The organism is Streptomyces sp. NPDC050674 (assembly GCF_040654575.1).
Taxonomy (GTDB): Bacteria; Actinomycetota; Actinomycetes; order Streptomycetales; family Streptomycetaceae; genus Streptomyces.
Window position 1 is genome coordinate 381,503 of the sequence record NZ_JBFAIG010000003.1, and the last position, 23,784, is coordinate 405,286.

23 protein-coding genes are annotated in these 23,784 nt (G+C 68.9%); 12 read left to right on the forward strand and 11 right to left on the reverse strand.

The features are described from left to right. Positions 1 to 8 precede the first annotated feature (8 nt). Positions 9 to 344: a hypothetical protein gene (locus tag AB0I06_RS08620; RefSeq protein ID WP_363118008.1), complete on the forward strand. Its 336-nt coding sequence runs from the start codon at positions 9 to 11 to the stop codon at positions 342 to 344. A 212-nt stretch (positions 345 to 556) separates the two neighbouring features. Here the strand turns inward: AB0I06_RS08620 and AB0I06_RS08625 are convergent, their stop codons facing one another. Both AB0I06_RS08625 and AB0I06_RS08630 read right to left on the reverse strand, forming a co-directional pair. Next, the gene (locus AB0I06_RS08625) at positions 557 to 967 is read right to left on the reverse strand and encodes a hypothetical protein (protein ID WP_363118009.1); all 411 of its coding nucleotides are present in this window, start codon (positions 965 to 967) and stop codon (positions 557 to 559) included. A 59-nt stretch (positions 968 to 1,026) separates the two neighbouring features. Continuing rightward, entirely contained in the window at positions 1,027 to 2,601 is a 1,575-nt protein-coding gene (locus AB0I06_RS08630; RefSeq protein ID WP_363118010.1) for a carboxylesterase family protein, read from the reverse strand. 136 nt (positions 2,602 to 2,737) lie between these two features. Here AB0I06_RS08630 and AB0I06_RS08635 point away from each other — a divergent pair, with 136 nt between their 5' ends. Continuing rightward, entirely contained in the window at positions 2,738 to 3,331 is a 594-nt protein-coding gene (locus AB0I06_RS08635) for a TetR/AcrR family transcriptional regulator (RefSeq protein ID WP_363118011.1), read from the forward strand. A gap of 206 nt (positions 3,332 to 3,537) precedes the next feature. Then, positions 3,538 to 4,302 carry a dienelactone hydrolase family protein gene (locus AB0I06_RS08640; RefSeq protein WP_363118012.1) on the forward strand — a complete coding sequence of 255 codons (765 nt, stop codon included), beginning with the start codon at positions 3,538 to 3,540 and terminating at the stop codon, positions 4,300 to 4,302. Between the two features lie 129 nt (positions 4,303 to 4,431). Here the strand turns inward: AB0I06_RS08640 and AB0I06_RS08645 are convergent, their stop codons facing one another. Both AB0I06_RS08645 and AB0I06_RS08650 read right to left on the reverse strand, forming a co-directional pair. Continuing rightward, positions 4,432 to 5,001: a hypothetical protein gene (locus tag AB0I06_RS08645; protein ID WP_363118013.1), complete on the reverse strand. Its 570-nt coding sequence runs from the start codon at positions 4,999 to 5,001 to the stop codon at positions 4,432 to 4,434. Positions 5,002 to 5,268: 267 nt separating this feature from the next. Beyond that, complete coding sequence (locus AB0I06_RS08650) at positions 5,269 to 5,469, reverse strand: hypothetical protein (RefSeq protein ID WP_363118014.1); 201 nt, start codon at positions 5,467 to 5,469, stop codon at positions 5,269 to 5,271. Positions 5,470 to 7,382: 1,913 nt separating this feature from the next. Here AB0I06_RS08650 and cdgB point away from each other — a divergent pair. Then, positions 7,383 to 8,924, forward strand: coding sequence for a diguanylate cyclase CdgB (cdgB, locus tag AB0I06_RS08655; protein ID WP_363118044.1), 1,542 nt, complete (start codon positions 7,383 to 7,385; stop codon positions 8,922 to 8,924). A gap of 90 nt (positions 8,925 to 9,014) precedes the next feature. After that, positions 9,015 to 9,269: a hypothetical protein gene (locus AB0I06_RS08660; RefSeq protein ID WP_363118015.1), complete on the forward strand. Its 255-nt coding sequence runs from the start codon at positions 9,015 to 9,017 to the stop codon at positions 9,267 to 9,269. A gap of 7 nt (positions 9,270 to 9,276) precedes the next feature. Here the strand turns inward: AB0I06_RS08660 and AB0I06_RS08665 are convergent, their stop codons facing one another. Both AB0I06_RS08665 and AB0I06_RS08670 read right to left on the reverse strand, forming a co-directional pair. Continuing rightward, positions 9,277 to 10,119, reverse strand: a complete 843-nt coding sequence (locus AB0I06_RS08665; protein ID WP_363118016.1) for an NAD(P)H-binding protein — start codon at positions 10,117 to 10,119, stop codon at positions 9,277 to 9,279. Further along, positions 10,116 to 10,655, reverse strand: a complete 540-nt coding sequence (locus tag AB0I06_RS08670) for a nuclear transport factor 2 family protein (protein WP_363118017.1) — start codon at positions 10,653 to 10,655, stop codon at positions 10,116 to 10,118. Before AB0I06_RS08670 ends, AB0I06_RS08665 begins: the two co-directional genes overlap by 4 nt. A 133-nt stretch (positions 10,656 to 10,788) precedes the next feature. On the opposite strand from AB0I06_RS08670, the gene AB0I06_RS08675 reads away from it, so the two are divergent. Continuing rightward, positions 10,789 to 11,673, forward strand: coding sequence for a LysR family transcriptional regulator (locus AB0I06_RS08675; protein WP_363118018.1), 885 nt, complete (start codon positions 10,789 to 10,791; stop codon positions 11,671 to 11,673). 102 nt (positions 11,674 to 11,775) lie between these two features. Here AB0I06_RS08675 and AB0I06_RS08680 read toward each other — a convergent pair whose 3' ends face one another. Then, positions 11,776 to 12,915, reverse strand: a complete 1,140-nt coding sequence (locus tag AB0I06_RS08680) for a helix-turn-helix domain-containing protein (RefSeq protein WP_363118019.1) — start codon at positions 12,913 to 12,915, stop codon at positions 11,776 to 11,778. An 86-nt stretch (positions 12,916 to 13,001) separates the two neighbouring features. Between AB0I06_RS08680 and AB0I06_RS08685 the strand changes: the two genes are divergently transcribed. The 3 genes from AB0I06_RS08685 to AB0I06_RS08695 all read left to right on the forward strand — a co-directional run bounded on the left by AB0I06_RS08685 (position 13,002) and on the right by AB0I06_RS08695 (position 16,314). Then, the gene (locus AB0I06_RS08685) at positions 13,002 to 14,057 is read left to right on the forward strand and encodes a ferredoxin reductase (protein ID WP_363118020.1); all 1,056 of its coding nucleotides are present in this window, start codon (positions 13,002 to 13,004) and stop codon (positions 14,055 to 14,057) included. A 7-nt stretch (positions 14,058 to 14,064) separates the two neighbouring features. Continuing rightward, positions 14,065 to 15,186, forward strand: a complete 1,122-nt coding sequence (locus AB0I06_RS08690) for an acyl-CoA desaturase (protein WP_363118021.1) — start codon at positions 14,065 to 14,067, stop codon at positions 15,184 to 15,186. Between the two features lie 618 nt (positions 15,187 to 15,804). Beyond that, positions 15,805 to 16,314, forward strand: coding sequence for a DinB family protein (locus tag AB0I06_RS08695; protein ID WP_363118022.1), 510 nt, complete (start codon positions 15,805 to 15,807; stop codon positions 16,312 to 16,314). A gap of 230 nt (positions 16,315 to 16,544) precedes the next feature. Here the strand turns inward: AB0I06_RS08695 and AB0I06_RS08700 are convergent, their stop codons facing one another. From AB0I06_RS08700 to AB0I06_RS08715, 4 genes are all read right to left on the reverse strand, one after another. Then, positions 16,545 to 17,195, reverse strand: a complete 651-nt coding sequence (locus tag AB0I06_RS08700) for an SMI1/KNR4 family protein (protein ID WP_363118023.1) — start codon at positions 17,193 to 17,195, stop codon at positions 16,545 to 16,547. 710 nt (positions 17,196 to 17,905) lie between these two features. After that, positions 17,906 to 19,087 carry an AAA family ATPase gene (locus AB0I06_RS08705; protein WP_363118024.1) on the reverse strand — a complete coding sequence of 394 codons (1,182 nt, stop codon included), beginning with the start codon at positions 19,085 to 19,087 and terminating at the stop codon, positions 17,906 to 17,908. Positions 19,088 to 19,247: 160 nt separating this feature from the next. Then, positions 19,248 to 19,652 carry a hypothetical protein gene (locus AB0I06_RS08710; protein WP_363118025.1) on the reverse strand — a complete coding sequence of 135 codons (405 nt, stop codon included), beginning with the start codon at positions 19,650 to 19,652 and terminating at the stop codon, positions 19,248 to 19,250. 116 nt (positions 19,653 to 19,768) lie between these two features. Further along, positions 19,769 to 19,954, reverse strand: coding sequence for a zinc ribbon domain-containing protein (locus AB0I06_RS08715; protein WP_363118026.1), 186 nt, complete (start codon positions 19,952 to 19,954; stop codon positions 19,769 to 19,771). A gap of 765 nt (positions 19,955 to 20,719) precedes the next feature. Between AB0I06_RS08715 and AB0I06_RS08720 the strand changes: the two genes are divergently transcribed. The 3 genes from AB0I06_RS08720 to AB0I06_RS08730 all read left to right on the forward strand — a co-directional run bounded on the left by AB0I06_RS08720 (position 20,720) and on the right by AB0I06_RS08730 (position 23,246). Then, on the forward strand, positions 20,720 to 21,205 hold the full coding sequence (locus AB0I06_RS08720; RefSeq protein WP_363118027.1) for a RidA family protein: 486 nt from the start codon (positions 20,720 to 20,722) through the stop codon (positions 21,203 to 21,205). Between the two features lie 126 nt (positions 21,206 to 21,331). Then, positions 21,332 to 22,438, forward strand: a complete 1,107-nt coding sequence (locus AB0I06_RS08725) for an alanine racemase (protein ID WP_363118028.1) — start codon at positions 21,332 to 21,334, stop codon at positions 22,436 to 22,438. A 73-nt stretch (positions 22,439 to 22,511) separates the two neighbouring features. Further along, a complete protein-coding gene (locus AB0I06_RS08730; RefSeq protein ID WP_363118029.1) occupies positions 22,512 to 23,246 on the forward strand; it encodes an SDR family oxidoreductase in 735 nt (244 codons plus the stop codon). The last annotated feature ends 538 nt before the right edge of the window (positions 23,247 to 23,784 follow it).

The window sequence follows — 23,784 nt, forward strand, 5'->3', positions numbered from 1 at the left end:
CACCCGGCATGCTGAATGACCCGACCGCGGAGGAGCAGGAGAAGCTGCGGGCAGTGGCCGGTGCGATATGGAACCCGGAACTCGCGGCCGGCTGGAACATGAACGCCGAGGTGGCGGACATCCTGTCCACCGCTACCGGCGAGATCCTCCAGTGCAGCCAGGCGTTCGCCCTGGTCCCCCGCCCGCCCGGTTTCGTCCCCGGCCTCGGTTACCTGGTCAGTTACTGGCAGAACCTGCGTGACTACTTCCGCGCCGTCCACTCGAACCGGACGTACCGGGCCTGTGCAGTCACCGCCGCCGCCTCATACCGCTCACCCATCGAGATCGCCTCCATGGGCATCTGAGTTTCAGGACATCCAGGATCGCAAGCCCAGGCGGGCCGGGCACGGCCTGCCGTTCTCGGCCTGGAGCCTTGCCATGCCGGCGACCTGGGCCATCTGGCTCTGACGGAGCGCCGGCCGACCTGGTGGAAGGCGAGCAGGACCGGCGGATGCACCCGCTCGTACTCACCGGAGGCGGGTACGGACCCGAGGGTGCGCCACAGCGGCCTCTCGGTTCAGCCGTGGCGCCACCGCTCGATGCGCTTCTGCCAGGCCCGATCGTCCGTGGTCTCCAGGAAGCCGCGGTGGTTGATGAGCAGGTACACCTCGTCGGCCGATGCATTGGTGGTGTTGAGGATGAGGGGCTGGCCTGCGTTCAGCAGGCCGCCGAGGAAGCGGCCGTAGAGGTGGGTGAAGCGGGTTTCTGCCGTGGTGATGTCCGCGCGGGTGAGCGTGAGATCGCCGTTGTCGGACCAGCCGGTGAGGACGAGCAGGTCGGAGTGCAGGATGATGCGGCCGCGACGCCGGAAGAGAGTCCTTTGGCTCATGCCAGCGGCGATCTTCGCCGCTGCTCGCTTCTCGCTCAACTCGTGGGCGGTGGCGCCGATGTAGTCGGCCTCGGCGAGCGGGGTGCCGATTTCGTTCACGGGAATCCTCCGGAGGGGTACGTTCGTACGGTCCGCGGGAGATGTGCGGATGACGGGCGTCAGGAGTTGCGCGACCAGAAGGCGCATCGGTGTTCGGCCGCCGCGTCCACGCCGGAGAACGTGCTGCGAGCCAGCTGCTGGGTGCGCGGGAAGGGCGGCCAGTCGTCGCCGGGCGTGCCGGTTCTGGCGAACGTCGTCCACGCGGCGATCATGCGTCGGGAGAGGGCGGACTGTCCGTCGTCGAGGCGGAGGTCGCCCATGCCGAACAGGTAGGGCAGCTCCGCGCTGTGATAGGCGCCCAGCGGGAAGTCGGGGCGGAGGTCGGGCGCGGGTGGGTGGCGGTCGGCGAACTCGTAGCTGTAGACCGGAACATGCCGGGCCAGCAGCCGGTCGGCGGCCAGCGTGGGGCACACCCAGCTACGGTCGGTGCCGACCTTGGCCCAGGTCAGAGGGGGCGTGGCGCCGGGCGGGTACGCGCGGGCGATGCGGGCCGCTTGCCGCCGGCCGTAGGTCTCGGTGAGCAGGCGGCGGTAGTCCGCTGCCGTCATCGGCCCGTCCAGGGTGAACAGGGCGGCGAACAGTCGGTGTTCGTCACGGGTGTTGCCCTGCAGCACGGGCACGCGGTGGACGTGGCCGGCCTTGAGCGCGCGGGCCGGCGACTGGGGCAGGACACTCGTCCCGTAGGCGGGCTGGTGGAAGCGCCCGTTGAGGGACAACACGTCCTTGACGGGCTTGGCACGCAGGCACTTCAGGTCGCGGCAGCCCAGAGCGCCGCGGCCCTTGGCGGCCAGCTCGTCCTGGTGGACGAAATAGGTGGCGGCGGGGTCGCCGGGCGCGAGCGTGTTCTTGGGCCAGTTCTGCAGGCAGGAGCCGCTCTGGATGACCGCGCGGTGGAAGAGCCCGGCGGCCTTGGGCGAGGCAAGCTGAGCGCACACGCTCGCGCCTCCTGAGGACTCGCCCATGAGCGTGACATTGCCGGGATCACCGCCGAACGCGGCAGCGTTGTCCCGTACCCAGCGCAGCGCCGCCTGCTGATCCTGAAGCCCGAAAGCCCCGGAATCAGGCAGGTCCGGGTGGGCGAAGAAGCCCAGGGCGCCCAGGCGCGAGTTGACCGTCACGACCGTGACGTCGCCCTGCCGGGCCATCCGGGTGGCGTCGTACTGGTCCCCGGAGCCCGAGCTGAAGGCCCCGCCGTGCAACCAGACCACGACCGGCCGCTTGGCCGGGCGGTCCGCTCCCTCAGCGGGCGTGGTGACGTTGAGGTATAAGCAGTCCTCCGCGGAGTCCGCCACCTCGGGCTGCGCGCATGCCGGTCCGGGCTCGGCCGCCGTGCGTGTGCCGGCCCAGATGGGTGGCGCGGCCGGGGGTTGCCAGCGCCGCGGGCCGACCGGAGGCGCCGCATAGGGGATGCCCCGAAAGGTAGTGACGCCGCCGGCGGATACCCCCTTCAGGCGGCCCTGGCGAGTACGGACGGTGTCCGACCGCGCCTCAGGGCGCTGACCCTGGGCACGCTGCCGGTGCGGGTGCTGCCCGGCCGTCACCGGCGAGGCCCGCACCGCATCCGCTGTGCCCATCACCGCCACGAGGAGGGCCGCGCCCAGTAAGGCGCCGGCAGTGGAGCGTCGCTCCCGCATGGTCCGGTCCTCTCCCTCTTGCCGCTGCGAAGTGCAGGCGGCCCAGCTTTTTGCAATACGTTCGTATTGCAAAAAGCGACATTAGGCTGATTCGCCCAGGAGGGCAAGCACGAGGAAGAGAGAGGTGCCCGTCGACGTGCCGCGACAGGTAGACCACAAGGCCCGCCGGGACCAGATCGCCGAGGCGTTGCTGGACATCGTCGCCGACCATGGGCTGGAAGCGATCTCCATGCGGACCGTGGCGGCGCGGGCGGGCGTCTCAACCGGCCGCATCCAGCACTACTTCGCCAACAAGGACGAACTGCTCGCCTATGCGATCGAGTACCAGGACTGGCTGGTCCAGCAGCGGTGGAACGAGCAGGCATGGCCCGAGGGCGAGCCCACCCCCCGGGAGGCGCTGCGCTGGGTGCTGCTGGAGACGATCCCCAGGGACGACCGGCGTCGCCGCGAGTGGCTCGTCGGCGTCGCCTACCTCATCCGCATGCTTGCGAACCCCAAACTGCGAGCCCTCTACGTCGACGGGTTGCCCCGCCTCTACCGGCTCCTCGCCGACCTCGTCCGCATGGCCCAGGAAGCCGGTGACATCGCGCCGGACCGCGACCCCGACGTGGAAGCGGAACTGCTCTTCGGCCTCGCCGACTCGCAGGGTCCACCCGTCGTCCTGGGCCTGCGTACCCCCGAACAAGCCACCGCCGCCATCGACTATTACCTTGACCATCTCTTCCAGTAACCGCCGACGGCGGGGCATCGGCTGAACAGAACTTCGCCGTATGACGTCCAGGTCGGTGACCTCGCGCCATGGCGGTGTCTGCTGCCCGGGCGTGCGCGGTCGACCGGGGCTGGGTCCGCTTTTGGCCGGAATACGCCAGAGACCTGCCTTCTGCCAGCAGCAGAACACCGGCCCGACCGGGCCGGCGATCACTACAGTCCGGGCTCATGAAGCCGGTTACCACGCGCACGGTCGAATACGCGGCAGACGGCCTGACGATGATCGGGCACCTCGCACTCCCGGCCGGTGTCGACCGCCGGCCCGCGGTCCTGGTCGGGCCCGAGGGGATGGGGCTCAGCGACGTCGAGCGCCGCCGGGCCGATGCGCTCGCCGAACTGGGATACGTGGCGCTGGCCTTCGACCTCCACGGCGGGCGCTATCTGGGCGACCCCGAGGAGATGCTGGCCCATTGCATGCCGCTGCTCGCCGACCCCGACCGGATGCGGGACATCGGCCACGCGGCGCTCGACGTGCTCCGCGCCGAGCCGCGGACCGACCCCGACCGGATCGCCGCCGTCGGCTACGGCACCGGGGGCGCGATCGCGCTGGCACTCGGGCGCGACGGCGTCGACCTGCGGGCGATCGGGACGATCAACGGCCTGACCACGGGCCGACCGGGCGAGGCGGCGCGCATCCGCTGCCCGGTGTGGGCCGGGGTCGGGTCGGAAGACCCGATCATGCCGCCCGCGCAACGGGACGCGTTCACAGCGGAGATGCAAGCCGCGGACGTCGACTGGCGCCTCGTGGTCTACGGCGGCGCCTTGCACGCCTTCCACCACCCACCGGTCGACCACACCGTGGTCCCCGCCGTCGGCTACCACCCACGGCACGCGCAGCGAGCGTGGCGTGACGTCGTCGACCTGCTCGCCGAGTGCCTGCCTCGGTTTACGACACCTGTCGCTCACCCACCGACCGCGGACACAGGGACGTGATGGCCGCAGGCGAGCCGACCGGCCCGCCCTGGGCGGCGGAAAGGGCACCCGGGAAGACCGTGTCGGCCGGCCGCTGCTCGGCCGACGCCACGCCGCACTCCGCTTCCACGGGACGGGACCTGAACGGCTCTACGACATCAGGTGGGTGGCGGAGCGGGCCCGTTCCCACATGCCGGGAATCTGCTCGGTCGGGCGCTGCTGTTCGCCGTGCAGAGCGTTGAGCACGACCAGGCATCCGGTCAGGGCCGGTACCGCCCACTGGGCAGTGGCCAGCTGTCGCCGCGCCTTGTCGAGGTCGATCGGGTGCTTGTCCGCCTTCTCGGTGTCAGCGGGGTCGGTGGAGGACGCCAGCTCGACCTTCTTGCCCAGGACGCGGGCGTAGGCCGTGGCGGCCAGAGCCGCGGCGGTGATGACGGTCTTGGCCGCTGTAGATGCGCCCACGCCCTGCTGCGTGGCGACCCGGTGTGCGTTCACGGCGAGCAGCCCGCCGCCACCGAACAGGTGCGCTCCGATCGCGGCGGCGTTGACCGGTGCCCACTTCGCCCAGCCCGACGAAGAGATCCGGTCACGGTTCGTCTCCATGCCGCCTTCGCTCTGGGCCGCCCCGTTGAGGCCGACCGCCCCCATCAGCGAGCCCCCGAACCAGGCGGCCAGACCAAGATCATGCAGGCTGCGGATGGCGGTGTTGCGTTCAGACATGGCCGAGCTCCTTGAGGTTCGTTCGGTCGGAAGCGCCTGGCCGACATGGACGGCGAGGCCCACCCCACCCTTGCCGGACTGCGTTTGCCTTGCCATCACGGCAGGCCAGATGGGTGACAGCGGGGCAGAAGTTGTTTCGCAATCCGGCACGCCTCTTGGCTGGGAGCGGCGCCTCAACAAGACCCCTACCGGCGGAGTAACCGCAGACAGGGGCCTTGCTCGGCTCTGCATGCTTCTCCCCCGTGTCCCCTGCCCCCGCCCCCTCCACTACGTCCCGTCGAACGCCGCGAACACGGCCAGGCACAGGGTGAGGCTCGCGGCGAAGGCGATGCCACCGCGGGACAGGGCCGTCGGCACCGCCGCTCCCTCCCAGCGGGCGAGGGCGAAGGCGATCGCCGCGGCGACGACGGAGAAGAGGACGGCCACCGCCAGCGCGAGGAGCAGGAACGCCGGGAAGGTGTTGTTCATGAAGGCACCGCCTGGGTCGTGTGGTGTGGATGACGGATGGCGTGTCGTCGTGTTCGATGACGGATTACGACGATCCCCGGGCAGAACCGCAGGTGGGACGGTTGGATGTTTCTCCGGTGACAACAGGGGGTTGTCCGGCGAACAAACCATGGGGAGAGAAAGTGGCCGGCGAGAGGAAGCGGGCGGGGCGGCCGTGGGGACCGGCCCGGGGCTCGTGCGTCGAGATCAACCGGCTGGTCGCGATGGTGCGGTCCTGGCTCGACGAAACGGGCGTCTCCGTCAAGGAATTGCACGTACGACTCACTCCCGAGCACTTCATCGCCGGTGCCGTGCCCGAGTTACGCCGGCTGCGGGACCGGCTCGCCGGGGAATCGCTGGAGTGGGACCTCGTCGAGGCTGTGGCCGACGTGTGTTTTCCCCACGAACAGGCCGACCTCGCCCGACGGCGGCTCGGGGAGGCGAGGACGTGGTGGGACCGGGCGCGCACGAACCCCACGGCGATCACGGAGTCGCAGGAGATGGTGCCCGCCCGGGAGTTGCTGGAGGCCAAGGACCGCACCATCGAGGTCCTCCAGGAGATGCAGCGCGCCCGGCAGGCCTACGAGGCCGGCGAGCACGGACGTCAACAGGCCCTCTCCATCGCCACGTTGCTGTTCGTCATGCTCGGACAGGCCCAGGCGAAGGTAGCCGAACTGCGACGTCGGCTCGACGCGCTGGAGTCGCTGCGGGTCGACCTCCCCGAGGGCCAGGGGGTGCTGGAGCTCCTCTCACGGGTGCAGCGGCAGGAGACGGACCTGCGTGAACAGTTGGTCCGCGCCGAGCGGGAGCGGAGCATCGCCCAGCAGGTCGCCGACCACGCGGCCCGCCGCATCCAGGAACTGGAGGCCGAACTGTCCGAGTTGCGGCTGCGCATGGGAGAGGACGAACCCTCCCGTACGGAGCAGCCTGCGCCGCTGCCGTCCGGGCCCGATCTGGACGCGCTCGGCCCCGACGCCGCCGCACTCAACGACGTGGACCGTGCCCTGGAGAAGGCGCGCGCCGTCCTCGACGAGGAGCACGAGGCCGTCCAGCAGGCCGCCGACGAGGTGGGCTACTGGTCGTCCTCGGCTCCGCCGTTCTCGACCTCGTCATCCTCGACCCTGTCGCCTTCGGCTCCGTCGCCCTCGACCCCGTCGTCGGTTCCTTCGTCGTCGGTTCCTTCGTCGTCGGTTAGGCCCTCGTCGGTTTCGTCGTCCTCGTTCCGGTCGTCCTCGATGCCCTCGGCTTCTCCGGCGGAAGCCGGGCCCTCCGTGCCCGGGCAGGCTCGGCACGCTCCGGAAGGACAACCCGCCGGGTTGTCCGGAACAACCCCGGACAACCCGCCGACCAGCCAGGAGACGTCCGTCCCCGCGCTGGAATCCCCACGGTCCCCGTCCGTCGACCCCGAAGGCGACATCTCCGAGGCGGCCCGCCGGATCACCCGGGGAAGGGACCCGGAGGACATCGTGACGCGGTTGTGCCGGGCCGTCGTACCCGCCGTCGCCGACGCCGTCATGGTCTATCTGCGGGACCCGATCCCGGTGGGCGACGAGGAGCACGCGGGCCCGCTGGTGCTGCGGCTGCAACAGGTCCACCCGCTCCGCGCCGCAGGGGGTGCCGCGCGCTGCGAGGTACGACCCGGCAGTGCGCTCTTCGACGTACTCAACGGGGCGACGCCGGTCGGTGGCGACTCGCCGGTCGGGGCGGCCGCGCTGCCCGAACTGCTCGGCGAGGGGCATCAGGCACCCGGCGGAGGCCACACCGTCCTCGTGCCCCTACAGGGCCGCAGACGGATCATCGGCACGGCCGTCCTCCTGCGGCACCCCGCCGAGCAGTCCTTCCAGGACGCCGATCTGTCGGTCGCCGCCGAGTTCGCCACGCACAGCGCGCTCGCCATCGACAGGAGTCACAATCTCCAGGCCGTGGTCCAGGACCTCCATCTCGCCCGCAGCCTCGCGGACACCGTGCAGATCGTCGCCGACCGAGTCGTGACCGGACTCGGGTACGAGCTGGCGTGCGTGAACCTCGTCCGGCCGGACGGCGACCTCGTCGTCGCAGCCTTCGCCGGGGACCGCGCCGCCGAGGCCCTCATCACCGGCCGGGCCGGCTCGCGCGAGTCCTGGGAGCGCCGTCTCGGCATGGGCGAGCACTGGGGCGACCTGGTGTTCATACCGCACACCGAGGGCTGGGTCCTGGACAACGACGACGTCCCGCAGTGGTACACCGACGGCCCCGCCCCCCGCTTCGAGGACGAGTGGCACCCCGCCGACCGCCTCTTCGCCCCCATGTACGCCCGGAGCGCTTCGGGAGCCTCCCACGGTGAGCTGATCGGCGTGATCTCCGTGGACCGGCCTCTCACCCGCCGCCGCCCCAGGTCGGACGAGCGCCGAGACCTGGAGGAGTACGCCTTCCAGGCCGCCATCGCGATCAGCAACGCGCGGCTGCGCACGAACATGCAACGCGCCCTGGTCAGACTGGAGCGCGAGCAGCAGACGCTGCGGGCGAGCGAGGAATCCTTCCGACACGCCTTCGAGTACGCGCCCAGCGGCATGGCGATCTCCGAGATGGGTGGAGGCAACCACGGCCGCATCCTCCGGGCGAACGACGCGCTGTGCCGCTTGCTGGGCCGCCCGGCCACCGCCCTGCGCCGCTACTCGCTCTCAGACCTCGTCCACCCCGAGGACATAGGCACCCTGCTCCGCACCAGCGCGGACGGCGGGCGTGTGGAACTGCGCCTCGGGCGCCGCGACGGCACGTACCTGTGGGTCTCACTGCGCAACAGTGTTTTCGCCGACGCCGCCGACGGCCCGCGCTTCCTGCTCACCCATGTCGAGGACATCGAGGAGCGCAAACGACGCGAGCTCGATCTCGCCCACCGCGCCTCGCACGACGACCTCACCGGCCTGCCGAACTCCGCCGAGCTGCACGCCCGTATCGCCGCCCGGCTCTGCCCACTCCCGGAGCAGGGGCCCGACGCCGCGAAGGAGGCCGACAACCTCTACGACGACGCCCACCCCGGCCGCGCCGCTCAGGTCGCGGTCCCCCACACCCATGTCCGGGCCCCCGTGGGCGACGGCATCACGCACGGCCTGGCCGTGTTGTTCTTCGCCCTCCGCGAGTTCAAGGCGATCAACACCCGTTTCGGGTACGACGCGGGGGACGGCGTCCTCGTCGAGGTCGCTCAACGGCTCGGTCAGGCCGTGCGAGACGGCGACACGGTCGCCCGCTACGGCGGTGACGAGTTCGTCGTCCTCGCCGACGGCTTCGACCCCGCCGACGCGCACGCCGCCGCGGTGTGGATGCAGTCCCGGATCCACCTGCCGATCCCCCTGGGCGACGAGATCGTGCGCATGCACGCGGGTGTGGGTATCGCGTGGGCCCAGTGCGGAACGGCTCCCGCCGACATCCTCCGAGCCGCCCGCGGATTCGCGTCCTGAGGGGGCATGGCATCCGGATGCTCCCGTGCCCGGCCTGGGCGACAATCGAAAGAGACACACAGCTTCTCTACTGTGAAAGGAGGGAAGACGGTGGGCCTCAATACGCAGGTGAACGAAGCGCAGGAGCAAGCGTTCAAAGAGAACGCGGCCGATTTCGCACAGCTGGAGTCTCAACTGGACGAGGTGCGCAGGAGGGCCCTGTCCCGCCTCGAGAGCGTGGGGCTGACAGGGGGAACGGACATCCTGAACTGCCTGGTCTGCACGGTGTGCCAGGGGTGGACCCCGGGCGACGACAACAAGTGCGGCAACTGTTCCCACGACTGGTTCGCGCACAACGTGAAGTAGCGGTTGATCACCCGCGGAAGGCGAGTGCGTTGTCGCGTGCCCAGTCGGCGAAGGTGAGTGCGGGCCGGCCCAGCAGGTCGTGGACCGTGCTGGTGGTGGGGCCCGGCCGGACGGCGTAGTCGGCGAGGGAGCCCAGCAGCCGGGCGGGCACTTCTTCGGGCAGCCCCTGGGCGAGCATGCCCTGCCGTACCTGCTCGGGCGGCAGTTCCTGGAAGGACAGAGTCCGGCCGATGGCGGCGCCGATGAGCCGTACCTTCTCGCTCTGGTCGAGTGACTGGGGGCCGGTCAGCGTGTGGACCGACTCGCCCTGAAGGGTCCCCCGCAGGGCGCGTTGGGCGACCGCTGCGATGTCGGTTTCGTGGAGGGGGGAGGTGGCGGCCCGTCCGTACGCGCCGCGCACCACGTCACCGGTCTTGATCTGGGGTGCCCAAGCCAGTGCGTTGGCGGCGAAGTCGGCCAGGCGGAGGATCGTCCAGTCCAGGCCCGAGTTCATGACGGCCTTCTCGGCGTGCTCGAACTGGGCGGCGAAGCGGGCCTCCCCGGCCGGGTACTCCACGGTGGTGGCCGACAGCAGCACCGTACGCCGTACGCCTCGCTCGGCGGCGAGCCTCAGCAGTTGACCGAGGCCGGGCCCGACGGCGCGCGGGCTGATTTGCAGCGCTTCCACTCCGTGCAGCGCCGTCTCGATCCACTCGGGGTGGAACAGGTCTCCGCGGAGGACCCTCACGCCGTCGGGGAACCGGGTCTCGCCGCTCCCGCGCGTGACCGCGGTGACGGCCGTGCCCTCCCCCAGCAGTTGGCTGATCACCTGACGTCCAACGACGCCGTTGGCTCCCGTGATGAGGATCATGACAGTTGCTCCTTCGCTCGATGCGTGGATGTGGAGAGGTGGCGGGCCGACACCGCTCGCGCGGAGGGAGACGTCGAAGGGGTGTCCCGCGCCTGGGGTGGCGGTGAGCCCGCGAGCGGTGACGCGTCCGTGTACCTGACCTCGTAGACGCGTTCGCTGAACTTCCAGCCGTCGGGCGTGCGCTGGTAACGGTCGTGGTACAGGGCGTGGTTCAGGTGTGAACTGCCGTCGCGCATCCGCCCGAACTCCTGGATGTACGCCCGGCCGGTCGCGGTGTCGCCGTCGGTGTCCAGCCGGATGACGCCCGGATGGACGTGCTGCACGAAGAACTCCCAGAGTCCCTGCCCCCATGCGACCCCCGCGCGGATCTCCTCCCGGCCGGCGAACTCCTTGCCGATGTGCGGCCACCGCATGGTGCCCTCTGCGGTGAACAGCGAGGCGACACGGTCGTAGTCACGCATCATCACCGCGTCGGTGCACTCGGCGCGCAGCGCCTCGATCTCGAAGCGGTCGACGATGGCCTGCATGTCACTCATCGATGCTCTGCCTTTTCGATCGGTGGATCGGGCGTGCCCCGCCTGTCCGGTGGGGTTGTGTACCAGCATCGATGCAGGTCAGTGACCGAACAAGATAAGATCGGCGGGGCTATCCATAACGCGGGGGTTATGTATGGAGCTGCGCGACATAGAGATCTTCCTGACGTTGGCCGAGGAACTGCACTTCGGCCGTACCGCCGAGCGGCTTCGGGTGTCCCAGGCCCGCGTCAGTCAGGTGATCCGCAGGCAGGAACGCCGCCTCGGCGTCGCCCTGTTCGACCGCACCAGCCGGCGGGTGGCCCTGACGCCCGTCGGCCGGCGCCTGCGCGAAGACCTCCAGCAGGCTGTCGACCTCCTCCAGGCAGGTCTCGCCCGGGCCCGGGCGGCCGGCACGAGCCAGACGTTACGGCTGGGTGTGTTCGGCCACGCCGGACACGAACTGCGCCCGCTTGTCGACGCGTTCCGCACCCGCTGTCCCGGCAGCGACATCCAGTTCGGCGAGATCAACGGCAGCGATCCGTTCACCGGCCTGCGCACCGGCGAGCATGACGTGCATGTGGTGTGGCTGCCCGTGGCCGAGCCGGATCTCACGGTGGGGCCGACGGTACTGACCGGGGCCCGTGTCCTGGCCGTGGCGGAGGACCATCCGCTGGTCGCACGCGGCTCCGCGTCCTTGGAGGACCTCGCCGACAACCGCGTGGTCGACCTGGGCCCCGACGCCCCCGACTATTGGGTGGCGTCCATGATCCCCATGCGCACCCCGCTCGGCCGGCGCGTCCCGCGGGGGCCGGTCGCGCGGACCTTCCACGAGGTGCTGTCGCTGGTCGCCTCCGGGGAATGCGTCCAGCCACTGGGAGAGGTCGCCGCCCGCTACAACAACCCCCCGGGCATCGTCTTCCTGCCCCTCCCCGACGCCCCCGCCCTCCCATGGGCCCTGACCTGGCGCTCCTCGTCCGACAACCCGGCGATCCGCGCGCTGGCCGAAACAGCGGCGGAACTCGGACCGATCGTGTTGTGACACGGCCGGATCGGAGACAACGCCAGCCGGCTGATGGCACCGAGGACGAGGCACGGTTCCTGGACCGCTCGCAGATGTGGTGGTGGACGGCCGAAGTACGTGTCAGCTGGCCCGAAGCCCGACCGCCAGCGTCAGTTCAAGGACCCGGTCCGGCGAGGCGAGATCCGGAAACAGCTCCCGCAGCTGCGACATCCGGTACCGGACGGTCTGGGGATGGACGAACAACGCCGCCGCCACCTCCTCCCGCCTGCCCTGGTGAAGCAGCCACGCCCGCAACGTCTCCTCCAGGCGCCGCGCGGTCGCGACAGGCAAGGTCCGCAATGGTGCGAGGGCTCGGGCACGCAGGTCTGCGAACGCGTCCGCGTCGGCGCTCAGCACCAGCTCGGGCAGGTGGTCCTCGGTGTCGCGAATATCGGAGGAGAGGGAGCGCGCGCGTACGGCTCGGGCGTACGAGGCGGACACACGCGTCCATGGCCGGGCCGGGCCGACCACGGCGGTGCGGCCGGTCAGCTGCCGCAAGAGATGCGATCGGTCCGCATCGGGAACGAGCAGCACTCCGGTGGCATCCGGTAGATCGTCGAGGACGAGGGTGCTCGGGTCGAGCACGCGGTAGGCAGGCCGGGCCTGGGCGGCGGGCAGCAGCACCGCGGTCAGCGCAACCGGGGGCTGCCACCCGGCCCGTTGAGCGGAGACGAGCAGGACGTCCGGGCTCGCGCCGGCGAGGAGGTCGCGGGCAAGCTGTTCCAGGTGGCGCTCGTGTGCCCTGCCCTGGGCGGCTAGTTCGTCGGCGTGGCCCGCGGCGCTCGCGGCGGAGAGCTCGTCGATGTAGGCGAAGGTCAGCTCGGCGAACTTGGCGACCTCGGCGGCGGGCAGACCTGCGGATACGGCGCCGGCGGCCAGGCAGCGCCAGGCTACGCGGGCGCCGACGCGGTAGGCGCTGAGCAGGGCGTCCATCGAACGGCCGTCGCGCACCTCGCCGCGGCCCAGCTCGTAGGCCGCGTCACCGCCGTCGCCGCCCGTGGCGCTGCCACTCGCGAGGTCCAGGTAGTGTCCCAGGGCGGTGCGGACGGCTCGGCGGATGGTGCCGCCCATGCTGCCCGAAAGGGCATTGGCGTAGGAAGGGACCTCGTCGATGATCGCCTGGACGACCTCGTCGGCGGTGGTTTTCAGCGCGGCCCGCAGTGCGGTGACCGTCCTCTCATCCAGGGCCAGCTCGCTGGCCCTCTGGATTGCATGACTCATGGTTTGTTCCCTGCGAACAATTCAGACGACCTGATTCACATCCTGCGGTCAGGACTTTACGCCCTGAGGCACAGCAAGCTGGAGTCATGACGAGTACAGCCCTCCGCAGCAGGGCGTGGAAACTGCTGGAGATGGTCACGACGCCGCTCCTGCCGTCGGACTACCTCGACCTGGTCAGCCCGCTGCGTGCGGGTGCCGACCTGCGTGGGCGCATCGAGGCCGTGCACCCCGAGACGGGTGACGCCGCGACCATCGTGATCAGGCCGGGCCGGGGCTGGCGCGGTCACACGGCCGGTCAGTACGTGCGGATCGGCGTCGATGTCGACGGGGTGCGCCTGTGGCGTGCCTACTCCATCACCTCGCCGACGCACCGCAGGGACGGCCGCGTCACGATCACCGTGAAGGCGATCCCGGGCGGCAAGGTCAGCAACCACCTGGTCCGCAGAGCGAAGCCGGGCACGCTGATCCAGCTCGACCAGGCGACCGGTGACTTCGTGCTGCCGCAGGCCAAGCCCGCCAAGGTGCTCTTCCTGACGGCCGGCAGCGGCATCACGCCCGTGATGGGCATGCTCCGGGACACCGAGTTCGACGACGTCGTCATGGTCCACTGCGCGCCGCGGCCGCAGGACGTGATCTTCCGTAACGAACTGCACGATCTGGTCGCAGACAAGAGGCTGCGCCTCACCGAGGTGCACACCGACATCGACGGCATGCTCGACATCGCCCGTCTCGACGAGCTCGTGCCCGACTGGGCCGAGCGCGAGACCTGGGCCTGCGGACCCGCGGGCCTGCTCGACGCCGCCGAGAAGCACTGGAGCGATCACGGCGTACCGGAGCGCCTGCACACCGAACGCTTCCGTCCCAGCGTCGTCGCCACCGGCGACGGCGGCGAGGTCACGTTCAGCACCACCGGCAAGACCGTCGGCGCGGACGGCGCCACGCCGTTGCTGGACGTCGGCGAGGAGGCCGGCGTGCTCATGCCGTCGGGGTGCCGCATGGGCATCTGCTTCGGCTGCGTCACCCCGCTCAAGGCGGGCGCCGTACGCGACCTGCGCACCGGTGAGCTCACCGAGGCCGAGCCGGGCGTCCTCATCCAGACCTGTGTGTCCGCCGCGGCGGGCCCCTGTGACATCGAACGGTAGGAGCACTTTGACCGCCATTGACCCCACCGCCCACCTGACCGCGGAGCAGATCGAGGAGCTCGGCCGCGAGCTGGACGCGATCCGCGACGAGGTGATCGCCGGCCGAGGCGAGAAAGACGCCGCCTACATCCGCAAGGTGATCTCGGCGCAGCGCAAGCTCGAACTGGTCAGCAGGGGTGTGCTGCTGTTCTCGATCTTCCCGCCCGCGTGGCTGATCGGCACCGCCGGTCTGTCCGTGGCGAAGATCATGGACAACATGGAGATCGGCCACAACATCCTGCACGGCCAGTGGGACTGGATGCGGGACCCGAAGATCCACTCCACGACCTGGGAGTGGGACCACGTCTCGCCGGCCGACCAGTGGAAGCACTCGCACAACGAGCTGCACCACACGTACACCAACGTGATCGGCAAGGACAACGACCTCGGCTACGGCATCATGCGCGTCGACGAGGACCAGAAGTGGCATCCCTTCCACCTCGGCCAGCCGCTGTGGAACTTCATCAACGCCTGCTTCTTCGAGTACGGCATCGCGGCGTACGACCTGGAGCTCGGCAAGAACCTGCACAAGCGCCGCCGCAAGAACCCGGAGTTCCGCGCGCGGGCCAAGGCCGTGGGCCGCAAGATCCGCAAGCAGGTGCTCAAGGACTACGTGATCCACCCGCTGCTGTCGGGGCCGTCGTTCCTCCCCACGCTCGCCGCCACGTTCACCGCGAACCTGGTCCGCAACGTCTGGTCCCACTCGGTGATCATGTGTGGGCACTTCCCCGAGGGTGTACAGGTCTTCGAGCGCCGGTCGATCAAGGGCGAGACGCGCGGCCAGTGGTACCTGCGCCAGATGATGGGCTCGGCGAACATCAGCGGCAGCAAGGCCATGCACTTCATGACCGGCAACCTGTCGCACCAGATCGAGCACCACCTGTTCCCGGACCTGCCGAGCAACCGGTACGCCGAGGTCGCGGTGAAGGTGCGCGCACTGTTCGAAAAGTACGAGCTGGAGTACGTCACCGGGCCTCTGCCCAAGCAGGTGTTCTCCGCGTGGCGCAAGGTCTTCCGGCTCTCGCTGCCGAACAAGAAGAAGCCCCAGGTCAAAACTCCGGACCGCGAGCAGGAGCTCGTCGCGGCCTGATTGCCGGGATTGGTTCAGATCCTCCGGCCCTACCGGCGGCCGGCCCCGGGGTCACCGCCGGCTTGCCGCTGTTCGGCGAAGGCGCCCGGTCTGAGCCAGGGCCGGCCGTGGTCGGCTCCATGGTCGGGCCGAGCAGGCCGGCTGCGGTGAGCTGCTGGCGCAGGTTCAGGTGGCAGTGCAGCCGTACGCCGGGCTGACCGGCGCTCAGCGTCGTCTGCTCGGCTGTGGCATCGCCCACCGGTTGGCGAGCAGTTACTGGAAGGCGAGCGCGGTGGCGTCGTGTCTCGTTGAGAGGGCGCTGAACTGGTTGGTGGGGCTGCTGCGCCACTCCTTCCCACTGCGGGTTGTCCAGGACGGCCCGGGAGTCGGCGATGCCCGCGCCCTCGAGGGACACGGCCGGGTCGCGGTCGCTGTAGGCAGCGCCAAGGATTTCGTTCCGGCCGCAGCTGTTTCCCTTCGGCCAGCGGCACGGCAACTGAAGCGCCGTCATCAACGGAGGGAACAAGCCTTGCCGGCCCCAGTGATGACAGTCGGGTCCGGCAGACGGCCATCGTCAGGGGACAGCCGGCGCAGTGGATACTGGCCTCGGATGCGGGAACGACACGAGGAGCACGACCGGTGACCAGCGACAATCGCATAGGACCGCCTAGTTTTGGCAGCGAACGCGACATGCTGCGGGCTTTCCTCGACTATCACCGTGCGACCCTTGCCATGAAGTGCGAAGGGCTTACCGACGAGGAGCTTCGGCAGCAGTCGATGCCGCCATCGACGCTTTCGTTGCTCGGTCTGGTGCGGCACATGGCGGAGGTGGAGCGTGCCTGGTTCCGTCGAGTGTTCGAGGACAATGACGCACCCATGGTCTGGTCCGACAAGATCGACTTCCAGGCGGCGTACGACGCGAGCGCCTCGACCAGGGACGAGGCGTTCGTAGCCTGGGAGGCCGAGGTGGAGAACTCGCGTCGCATCGAGCGGGAGGCTGAATCCCTGGACCTGGCCGGGTACCAGCCAAGATGGGGCGAGGAGGTATCACTGCGGATGGTGATGATGCACGTGCTCCTTGAGTACGGCCGCCACAACGGGCACGCGGACTTTCTGCGTGAGGGTGTCGACGGGACCGTGGGCGCCTGAGTCCGCACGGGCCCCGAGCTTCACCTGCTGATCTGTTCAAGGCCGGGTGGGCGATGCCACCCGCGAGCACGTGTGCCGACGGACCAGACGCCGCCGAGTTGGCGGGAACTGTTCATGAGGCCGGAGACCATGCCGGCGTCACGCCGAGCGACGCCGGTGGTCGAGGCGGGGGCGACCGGGGCCAGGACCAGGACGGTCCGAGGCTGTATCTGGTGGTGGCCGCGCCGCACTCAGACTCGAATCTCCCACTCAAGGTAGCTACGGCCCAACTCGTCCTTGGAGTTCCCGGGCCAGTAATGCAGGAAGGGAGTGCCTGTCTCCAGTGCGTCGCTCAGAGCTCGGAAGAGCTCAGTCAGACCTGTCGCCCAGAATGTTCCGTCCAGGTCTCCCGATCCGATGCCCATCTCATACACATGCCCGTACGAAGGACCGGGGCGGTGATCGATAAGGGCGACACCGCCGTCGTCGGGCAGAGCGAACGGCACGCATCGATGCAGGTTCGCAGCCAGCTCCTCTTCGTCCGCCGATCCCGCTTCGACGAAGTCCTCGCTGATCTCGATGAGCACGCCGTGCATCATCGCCATGTCGTCCACACTGCACAGCCGATGTTGCAACGGTAGGAACGACCCAGCGGGCCGAACCGTTCGGGGGACTGTGCGGGGGCTCGGGTCGGCTACAGGCTCAGCGGCTCCATCGTGCAGGTCCAAGAGTGCCTTCAGCTCCGGGTGCAGGGCGAAGCCCAGCCGTGATTCCAGCTCAGCCTGCCGCTCGCGTCCCACCGGCCTCCGCAAGGCTGCCTGATCGGAGGGCGAGTGCGTCATAAGCCACGACTCGAAGCGAGTCCATTCACGATTGAGCGCGCCAAGATCTATCTGTGTCATGAGGCGACGATAGACGGCTGCACCGACAACGAGACCTCACACGCTGCTTGCAGTCCCGAGGCTGACTTCGTGGTTCGCCAGGACAAGCGGAGCGGCGCTAGGTGTGCGGTGGAATCCACCGTGCGCACTGGGGGCTGAGCACGGACATCCGGCTCCGGCGTCACCTGCCGGAGACACTGTCCCCATGAGACGGAGTGTTGGGGGCGTCTTTCCCGGCGTTCCCCGCTTATGGCTTGAGCCAAGTGGCCCAGGTCGGCATGGCTTTGAGCATCACCGCCATCTCCTGCACCGACTCCCTGAGTGTCTGAGCGAAGCCGGCCTGGTACGCCGGACTCCCGCCCCGGTGACCGCAGGCCATCCACAGCTGCCAAGCCGAGGCTCCCACGCGTCCGGTGAACATTCCGGTGAACGCCGACTCATCGACCGCCCCAACTGTCCCTCCCCCAGCGACATACCCGGAGAGGCAGGCTTCGACGACACGGCGCTCCGGCACTTCAAACCGGCGACCTGAAGCGCGATGTGTCGGGTGACAAGCGGAGGGATTAGCTGATCGACTGCTCCCGGGCATCCGGAATCGCCTGCGTGGCGGTTGGTCAGAGCGACGGCAAGCACAGCATCTTCCACCTGTTCAAATGCGAGCTCCGGAGGCCCGCCGGCTCGCCGAGGCGCACGGTGAGCCGACGGCTGGTCCGGCCCCGCTTCAAGTCCCGTCAACTCGAGCGCCGCACCTGCGTGCACAGCTGTGACAAGACGGCATCGGCTACCTGCTCGACAGTACGTCCGTCGGTGTCGATGCGCAGGTCACCGATCCCGGCATCCTCCAAGCTGGCTGCGGATGCCACCGCCTGGTCGACGACGTGGAGCAGGCGTGTGACGGACTGCCCCCGCAACGGGTCGCCCGGTTGGGCCCAACTGCCACCCTGCCCACGGGACATGATGCGTTCCGTCAGGTGCTGTCGTCCGGCGTGCAGTCGGCACAGCGTGAGCTCGGCCGCAGGCATCGCGTCGGAGTATGCCTTGACCGTGGCCTCGTCCTCGACCGGGCCGGCCATGATCAAGCATTGGGCCCCAGCCGCACGATAAGTCCGCCATACGGCAGCCAGGTTGCGGGCCTTGACCCGGTGGTTGGCGGGATCATCCGGAACCGGGCGACAGAAACCGAGCTGGTCGAGATCGAGGTACGCGGCGGTGGCACCAGCGCCTAGGACTCTTTGGAAAACCTCGAAGCCGACCGTCGACTTCCCGACGCCGGTCGCGCCGCACAGCCACAGAACCGGAAGATCAGCGGAACGTTCCGCCTGCGCCAAGGTTGGGCTTCTGCCCGAAGCGGTGACCGCCGACGTCTCGGGCGCGTCAGCTGACCGGCCAAGCGCCGAGGTCGGCCATCCGCCGGTTCGCTCCCCGACACGCCGCGCAACCTCGTCCACCGGTAATCCGCTGGTGTCGACGCAGGCATCCGCGAAGGTGCTCGCGTCCAGGGCATCGGCTTCCCGCAGCACCTCGTCGACCGACTCGGCGGGACCTCCGCGACCGGTGAACCGCTGCCGAAGCACCTCCCGGTCGGCACGCAGGCGGCAGACCGTCACAGCGGCCTTCGGAATCTGGTCGACGTGCACTCCGCAGGCGGGATCGACGACACCCGAGACGATGAGACACCGGGCGCCGGCTGCCCGGAAGCCGGCGACCACCGCATCAACGTTGCGTGCCTTCATACGGTGCCGCCCTGGATCCCCCACAGGCTCGGGGTAGCAGATCCCCAACTGGTCGATGTCAACGAAACCGCTCTCGATACCGGCCCCTATGAAGCGGGAGTACATCTCCCAGGCGACCGTGGTCTTGCCGACTCCTGGCGGACCACAGAGCCACAGCACGGGGAACCCAGCGACGCTCACCGACTTGCCGCCAGATCGGGGCCACGCGTCGTGAGCTCCGCAAGCGCGGGTTCGATGACATAGACCATGGCCCCGGATTCTCTCCATCGCGCACGTGCTTGTCGACAGATTTGAGCGCGCTCGGGGGCGGGCTGGCAGCGAGGGGCGGGGCGCTGTCACATCACCGCGGGTCGCTGCTCCCAGTAGGGAACGCCGCGTACAGAGCATCGGCATGCACCGCGTCCCATTGACTGATCAGCAGGCGCTCCACCCCACCGTCCCGCGTGCGCAGTTCGATCTCCTGCCCTTTGTCGAACTCCACCCGCACCTGCGGGTTTCTGCAGACCGCCTCGGCCTCACCCCGCATCACCTCGAACCAGATACCGCGTATGGCATACCGGAGGTCATTGCCTCGGTGGCGCAGAACTCGTACCCGACGGTCGGTCAACAGAAGTGAAGCGCGTCGCGGTATCAGGCCCCACAGTGTGCGTCCGTACATCACCGCGCAGCCGGCTGTCATCCGCTCGCCCTCAGGAACCCACTGGGTCAGGCGTTCTCTATCCACCGACCACTTGGCCGCTTCCATCGCCATCCCCCTCGTCTTCCGCACGGCAGCGTCACTGTTCGGTGCTCATCTAGTTTGGGGGCGCTGTGCTCTTATCGTCCGATGGCATTGCCTGCCACGGAGGCTGGTCCGTGCATTCAGCCTTCTTGCTGACGGGTGCGCCCCTCGAAGTCCCGGCGCACCGCCGCGCCCTCGTCCACAATCAGCCCACCGTCATCAGGGAAGTCCAAAACCGTGCCGCAGTGGCTGCACAACTTCCCGTCCTCCGCCGGCGTACCACATGCCTTACAGAACCGGTTTCCGTTCTTGATCTCCTGCGTCATGACTCTCCGATAGCAGCTCAAAGTGTTGGAGTTGGATGCGGAGTACCCGTGGTGCCGTCGTTGATTCACGAACATGATGTGGTGCACATTTTTGGCAGGGATGTGGTGCGCGCGCTGCTTCAAGTTGGAGGCGATGACGAACTCAAGGCCAAAGCCCTGGCACACACATCAGTTGGTCGGGGGGACGGCCTGACGCAATGGTTGAGGAAGGGGTCAGTGGTTGAGCAGGGGTGCCGGTCCGGGCGCGGCGCTGAGCGGCGCCTGGCACTCACGACACTCCCCCATCGCTGGCCGGGCGTGCGGCCACCCCGGCAGGGGCTGCTTGCAGGTCCGGTAGGTGCATGCCAGGGCATCGCGGGCCCTCTCGGCGTCGGCCTTGGCGATCCGGCGGTGCTGAGCGAGACGACAGCGGCCGATGCGCGTCATGCCGTCTGTGGTACCCGGCCGCCACCTCGACGGCGGGGATCAACCCTAGACGGCGCCCACGCCTGGTCCGGCGTCTTGGCCCGCCTGTAGTGAGCGTCCCGCGAAATGGTCGACAAACGACCACCTGAGGGCTATCTTGGGCCACCATGCGGAAACGAGCGATGTTCGTCAGATGGTCGACAAACGACAATCTGGGGTTTCGCTGAGCCGTTATGCGGCATTCCGCCCACCCCTTGCTCGGAAGGAGAACCAGGCACAGATGATCGAGATACATACGGAGTGGGTTCTCGAGGCCAGCTGCGGTAGCCCCTGTCCTGCGTCGGCTACGGCGGTGGCACAGTGAGCCGGCCTGCGACGTCGGCCGCTGCGACCGGCTCGGCTGCGGGTCGGCTCCAAGCCCTCGGCCTGGAGCTTCCAAGCCTCGGCAACAACCCGTACTACGTGGACCAGCGGACGGTGGGGTCCAGCATCCACATCTCGGGCCAACTGCCCTACAAAGACGGTGAACTGCTAGGTCAGGGCATTGTCGGCCGGGACGTCGAGCTGGAGACGGCGCGGGAGCTCGCGCGCCATGCCGCACTCAATGCGCTCGCCGCCGCCGCGCAAGCGGTGGGAGATCTGGACCGGGTCCGCATGGTGCAGATGCTGGTCTTCGTGGCCAGTACGCCGGACTTCGGTCTGCAGTCGCGGGTCGCCAACGCGGCCAGTGAACTGCTCATCGAGGTGCTGGGCGAAAACGGACGGCACGCACGCACCGCGATCGGTGTCGCCGGGTTGCCGCTCAACAGTCCGGTCGAGATCCAGATGGTCTGCACTGCGGTGTAGGGCCGGGCGCGACGGCGGTGCAGCGCGAGCGCGCGTGATGTCGCGGACCACGCACGTGCGACATTCGAGGGAGTCCGTATCTGCGCCCCTCGCTCAATTCCCAGACACAAGCAAGAGGAGTGCAGCATGAACCGGCTCCAGCGAGCACTCGACGCTCTGGTCGAGCAGGTCGACACCCCCGCGCCGATCGTGCTGGTCGACGTCGTACAGGACAACATCGACCGCATGCAGAGCTTCGCCGCTCAGCACGGCCTTGATGTCAGGCCGCACGTCAAGACGCACAAGTGTGTGGAGATCGGCCGACGGCAGATCGAGGCCGGGGCGGCCGGAATCACCGCGGGCAATGTCGGTGAGGCCGAGGTCTTCGCCGCGGCCGGATTCGACGACGTCTTCCTCGCCTACCCGGTCTGGCCCGCGGGAACGAAGGGGACACGGATCCGCCGGCTCGCCGAGTCCGTCCGGCTGCGGGTCGGCGTCGACAACGCCGCGGCGATCGAGGCCCTCGCCGACGCGATGGGAGACGAACCGGACCGACTGCAAGTCGTGGTCGAGGTCGACTGCGGCGCCCGTCGTTCCGGGGCACCGCCCGAGGCCGCGGGCGACCTCGCACTCGCCGCCCGCAAGCGCGGCCTCGTGCCAGTGGGCGTCTTCACCTATCCAGGCCACGGCAGCTCCGGCCCGGACGCTCGCGAACGCGCAGCGCAGGACCAGGACGCCGCGCTGACCACCGCAGTACGCAGCCTCGACAGCGTCGGAATCACCGCACAGGTGGTCAGCGCCGGCTCCACCCCCACCGTCGAGTTCTCCACCAGCAGCGTGATCACCGAGATTCGTCCCGGCGAGTACGTCTTCGGGGACCTGAACAACGCCCGGCTCGGCGCCTGCACGGCCGACCAGATCGCGCTGTTCGTCGCTGCCACCGTGGTCAGCGACTGGGTCCCCGGCCAGGTCATCATCGATGCGGGCACCAAGGCCCTCAGCCGCGAAGGCAGCCCCGAGCGCGGCTACGGCCGGGTCGCCGGCACGAAGGCCTTCCTGTCCAAGCTCAACGAGTACCACGGATTCCTCGCGCTGCCCGCGGGCGAGTTCCGCCCCCGGGTCGGCACCGTGGTGCCGGTGGTGCCGAACCACGTCTGTCCGGTCGTCGTCAATTTCGAGGAGTTCATCGTCACCGACAGCACGGGTATGTCGCTGGAGCGGTGGCCGGTCGACGCCCGCGGATTCCTCAGCTGACCGGGCCCGGAACGAGAGACCTCGCACCCGAGCCCCCGACCTGACCGCCCATTTATGTGAAGGAGTGCCTGACATGAGACTCGAGAACGTCGCGGCCCTGGTGACCGGTGCCAGCAGTGGCATAGGGCAGGCGGTGAGTTCCCACTTCCGCCGCGAGGGAGCCCGACTGCTGCTCACCGGCCGCAGGGAGCAACTCGACACCGCCCAGCCCGCAGACCTGTACGTCCCTGGAGACCTCAACGACGAGGCGTTCGTCGAGGCCCTGGCCAGCCAGGCCGCCGACTCCATCGGCACTGTCGACGTCGTCGTCATCAACCACGGCCTCCAGGCCAGCAGCCCACTCACCGAGATGCCCTACGAGGACGCGAAGAACGTACTTGACAGCAACCTGCTCAGCGCGTTCCTGGTGATGAAGCACTTCGCGCCGCTGATGCCGCCCGAAGGAGGCTCCTTCGTCTGCATCAGTTCCCGACTCGGCATGGTCGGCAAGCCCGGGGAAGTCCTCTACTCCGCCGCCAAGGGAGGCCTCATCATGCTCGCCAAGGGCGCGGCGATCGAATGGGCCCCGCGCAACATTCGCGTCAACGTCGTCGCACCAGGTCTGACCGTCACCCCGGTCATCGAGGCAACGTTCCAGCGCAGCTCCGACCCGGAGGCCTGCCGCCGCGAACGGGAGATGCAAATTCCGCTCCAACGCCTCGCCACCCCCGAAGAGGTGGCCGACGCGGCCCTCTTCTTCGCATCATCTGAGTCGACATACATCACCGGAGCGGTCCTCCCCGTCGACGGCGGGTACACCGCTTTCTGAGCCCCCTCGCCCCCACCCTCGCTCTTACATCCCTGACGAGCATCACGACCAGCATCTGGCTGAACGGCCTGTCCTGCGTCTCACCATGGTGGACGAGCCAGGCGACGCCGCGTTCACCCCAAGGCTGTGGACAGCGGTAATCAGCCTGCACGTCTGCCTAAGTCGGTTGCGGATGCCTCGCGTTGGTGGTGCTGCCTGGCTCGGGGCGGACGGAATCAGTTGCTGATCGGGTAGGCGGCCCACGAGCCCATAGTCTGGCCGTCAGTGCTGACCAGGCAGGTACGGCCTCCCGACCACGGGGTCCGAGCAGACCAGGCCGATCTCATCCAACCCGTGGATCATCTCCTGGCCGCGCTGGCGGCGGCGGACGGTAGGTGGAGGGGGCGCAGGCCACAGAGTGCCGTCACAGGTACCGTCCGTCCGCTCAGCCTCTTGGTCCTACTTACTTGATGACGTCCATGAACTTGTAGAAGCCGCCGGCGAAGGGCAGGAACCAGGGCGGGCCGAAGTGGCCGGGGATGCGCTTGAAGGGCAGGTC

Excerpts from the sequence above, each read along its gene's own strand:
- AB0I06_RS08685 (WP_363118020.1), top strand. The coding sequence starts at position 13,002 with ATGACGAGTACAGCCCTCCGCAGCAGGGCGTGGAAACTGCTGGAGATG.
- AB0I06_RS08670 (WP_363118017.1), bottom strand. The coding sequence starts at position 10,655 with ATGAGTGACATGCAGGCCATCGTCGACCGCTTCGAGATCGAGGCGCTG.
- AB0I06_RS08640 (WP_363118012.1), top strand. The coding sequence starts at position 3,538 with ATGAAGCCGGTTACCACGCGCACGGTCGAATACGCGGCAGACGGCCTG.
- AB0I06_RS08675 (WP_363118018.1), top strand. The coding sequence starts at position 10,789 with ATGGAGCTGCGCGACATAGAGATCTTCCTGACGTTGGCCGAGGAACTG.
- AB0I06_RS08630 (WP_363118010.1), bottom strand. The coding sequence starts at position 2,601 with ATGCGGGAGCGACGCTCCACTGCCGGCGCCTTACTGGGCGCGGCCCTC.
- AB0I06_RS08715 (WP_363118026.1), bottom strand. The coding sequence starts at position 19,954 with ATGACGCAGGAGATCAAGAACGGAAACCGGTTCTGTAAGGCATGTGGT.
- AB0I06_RS08645 (WP_363118013.1), bottom strand. The coding sequence starts at position 5,001 with ATGTCTGAACGCAACACCGCCATCCGCAGCCTGCATGATCTTGGTCTG.
- AB0I06_RS08725 (WP_363118028.1), top strand. The coding sequence starts at position 21,332 with ATGAACCGGCTCCAGCGAGCACTCGACGCTCTGGTCGAGCAGGTCGAC.
- AB0I06_RS08650 (WP_363118014.1), bottom strand. The coding sequence starts at position 5,469 with ATGAACAACACCTTCCCGGCGTTCCTGCTCCTCGCGCTGGCGGTGGCC.
- AB0I06_RS08620 (WP_363118008.1), top strand. The coding sequence starts at position 9 with ATGCTGAATGACCCGACCGCGGAGGAGCAGGAGAAGCTGCGGGCAGTG.
- AB0I06_RS08680 (WP_363118019.1), bottom strand. The coding sequence starts at position 12,915 with ATGAGTCATGCAATCCAGAGGGCCAGCGAGCTGGCCCTGGATGAGAGG.
- AB0I06_RS08700 (WP_363118023.1), bottom strand. The coding sequence starts at position 17,195 with ATGACACAGATAGATCTTGGCGCGCTCAATCGTGAATGGACTCGCTTC.
- AB0I06_RS08665 (WP_363118016.1), bottom strand. The coding sequence starts at position 10,119 with ATGATCCTCATCACGGGAGCCAACGGCGTCGTTGGACGTCAGGTGATC.
- AB0I06_RS08710 (WP_363118025.1), bottom strand. The coding sequence starts at position 19,652 with ATGGAAGCGGCCAAGTGGTCGGTGGATAGAGAACGCCTGACCCAGTGG.
- AB0I06_RS08730 (WP_363118029.1), top strand. The coding sequence starts at position 22,512 with ATGAGACTCGAGAACGTCGCGGCCCTGGTGACCGGTGCCAGCAGTGGC.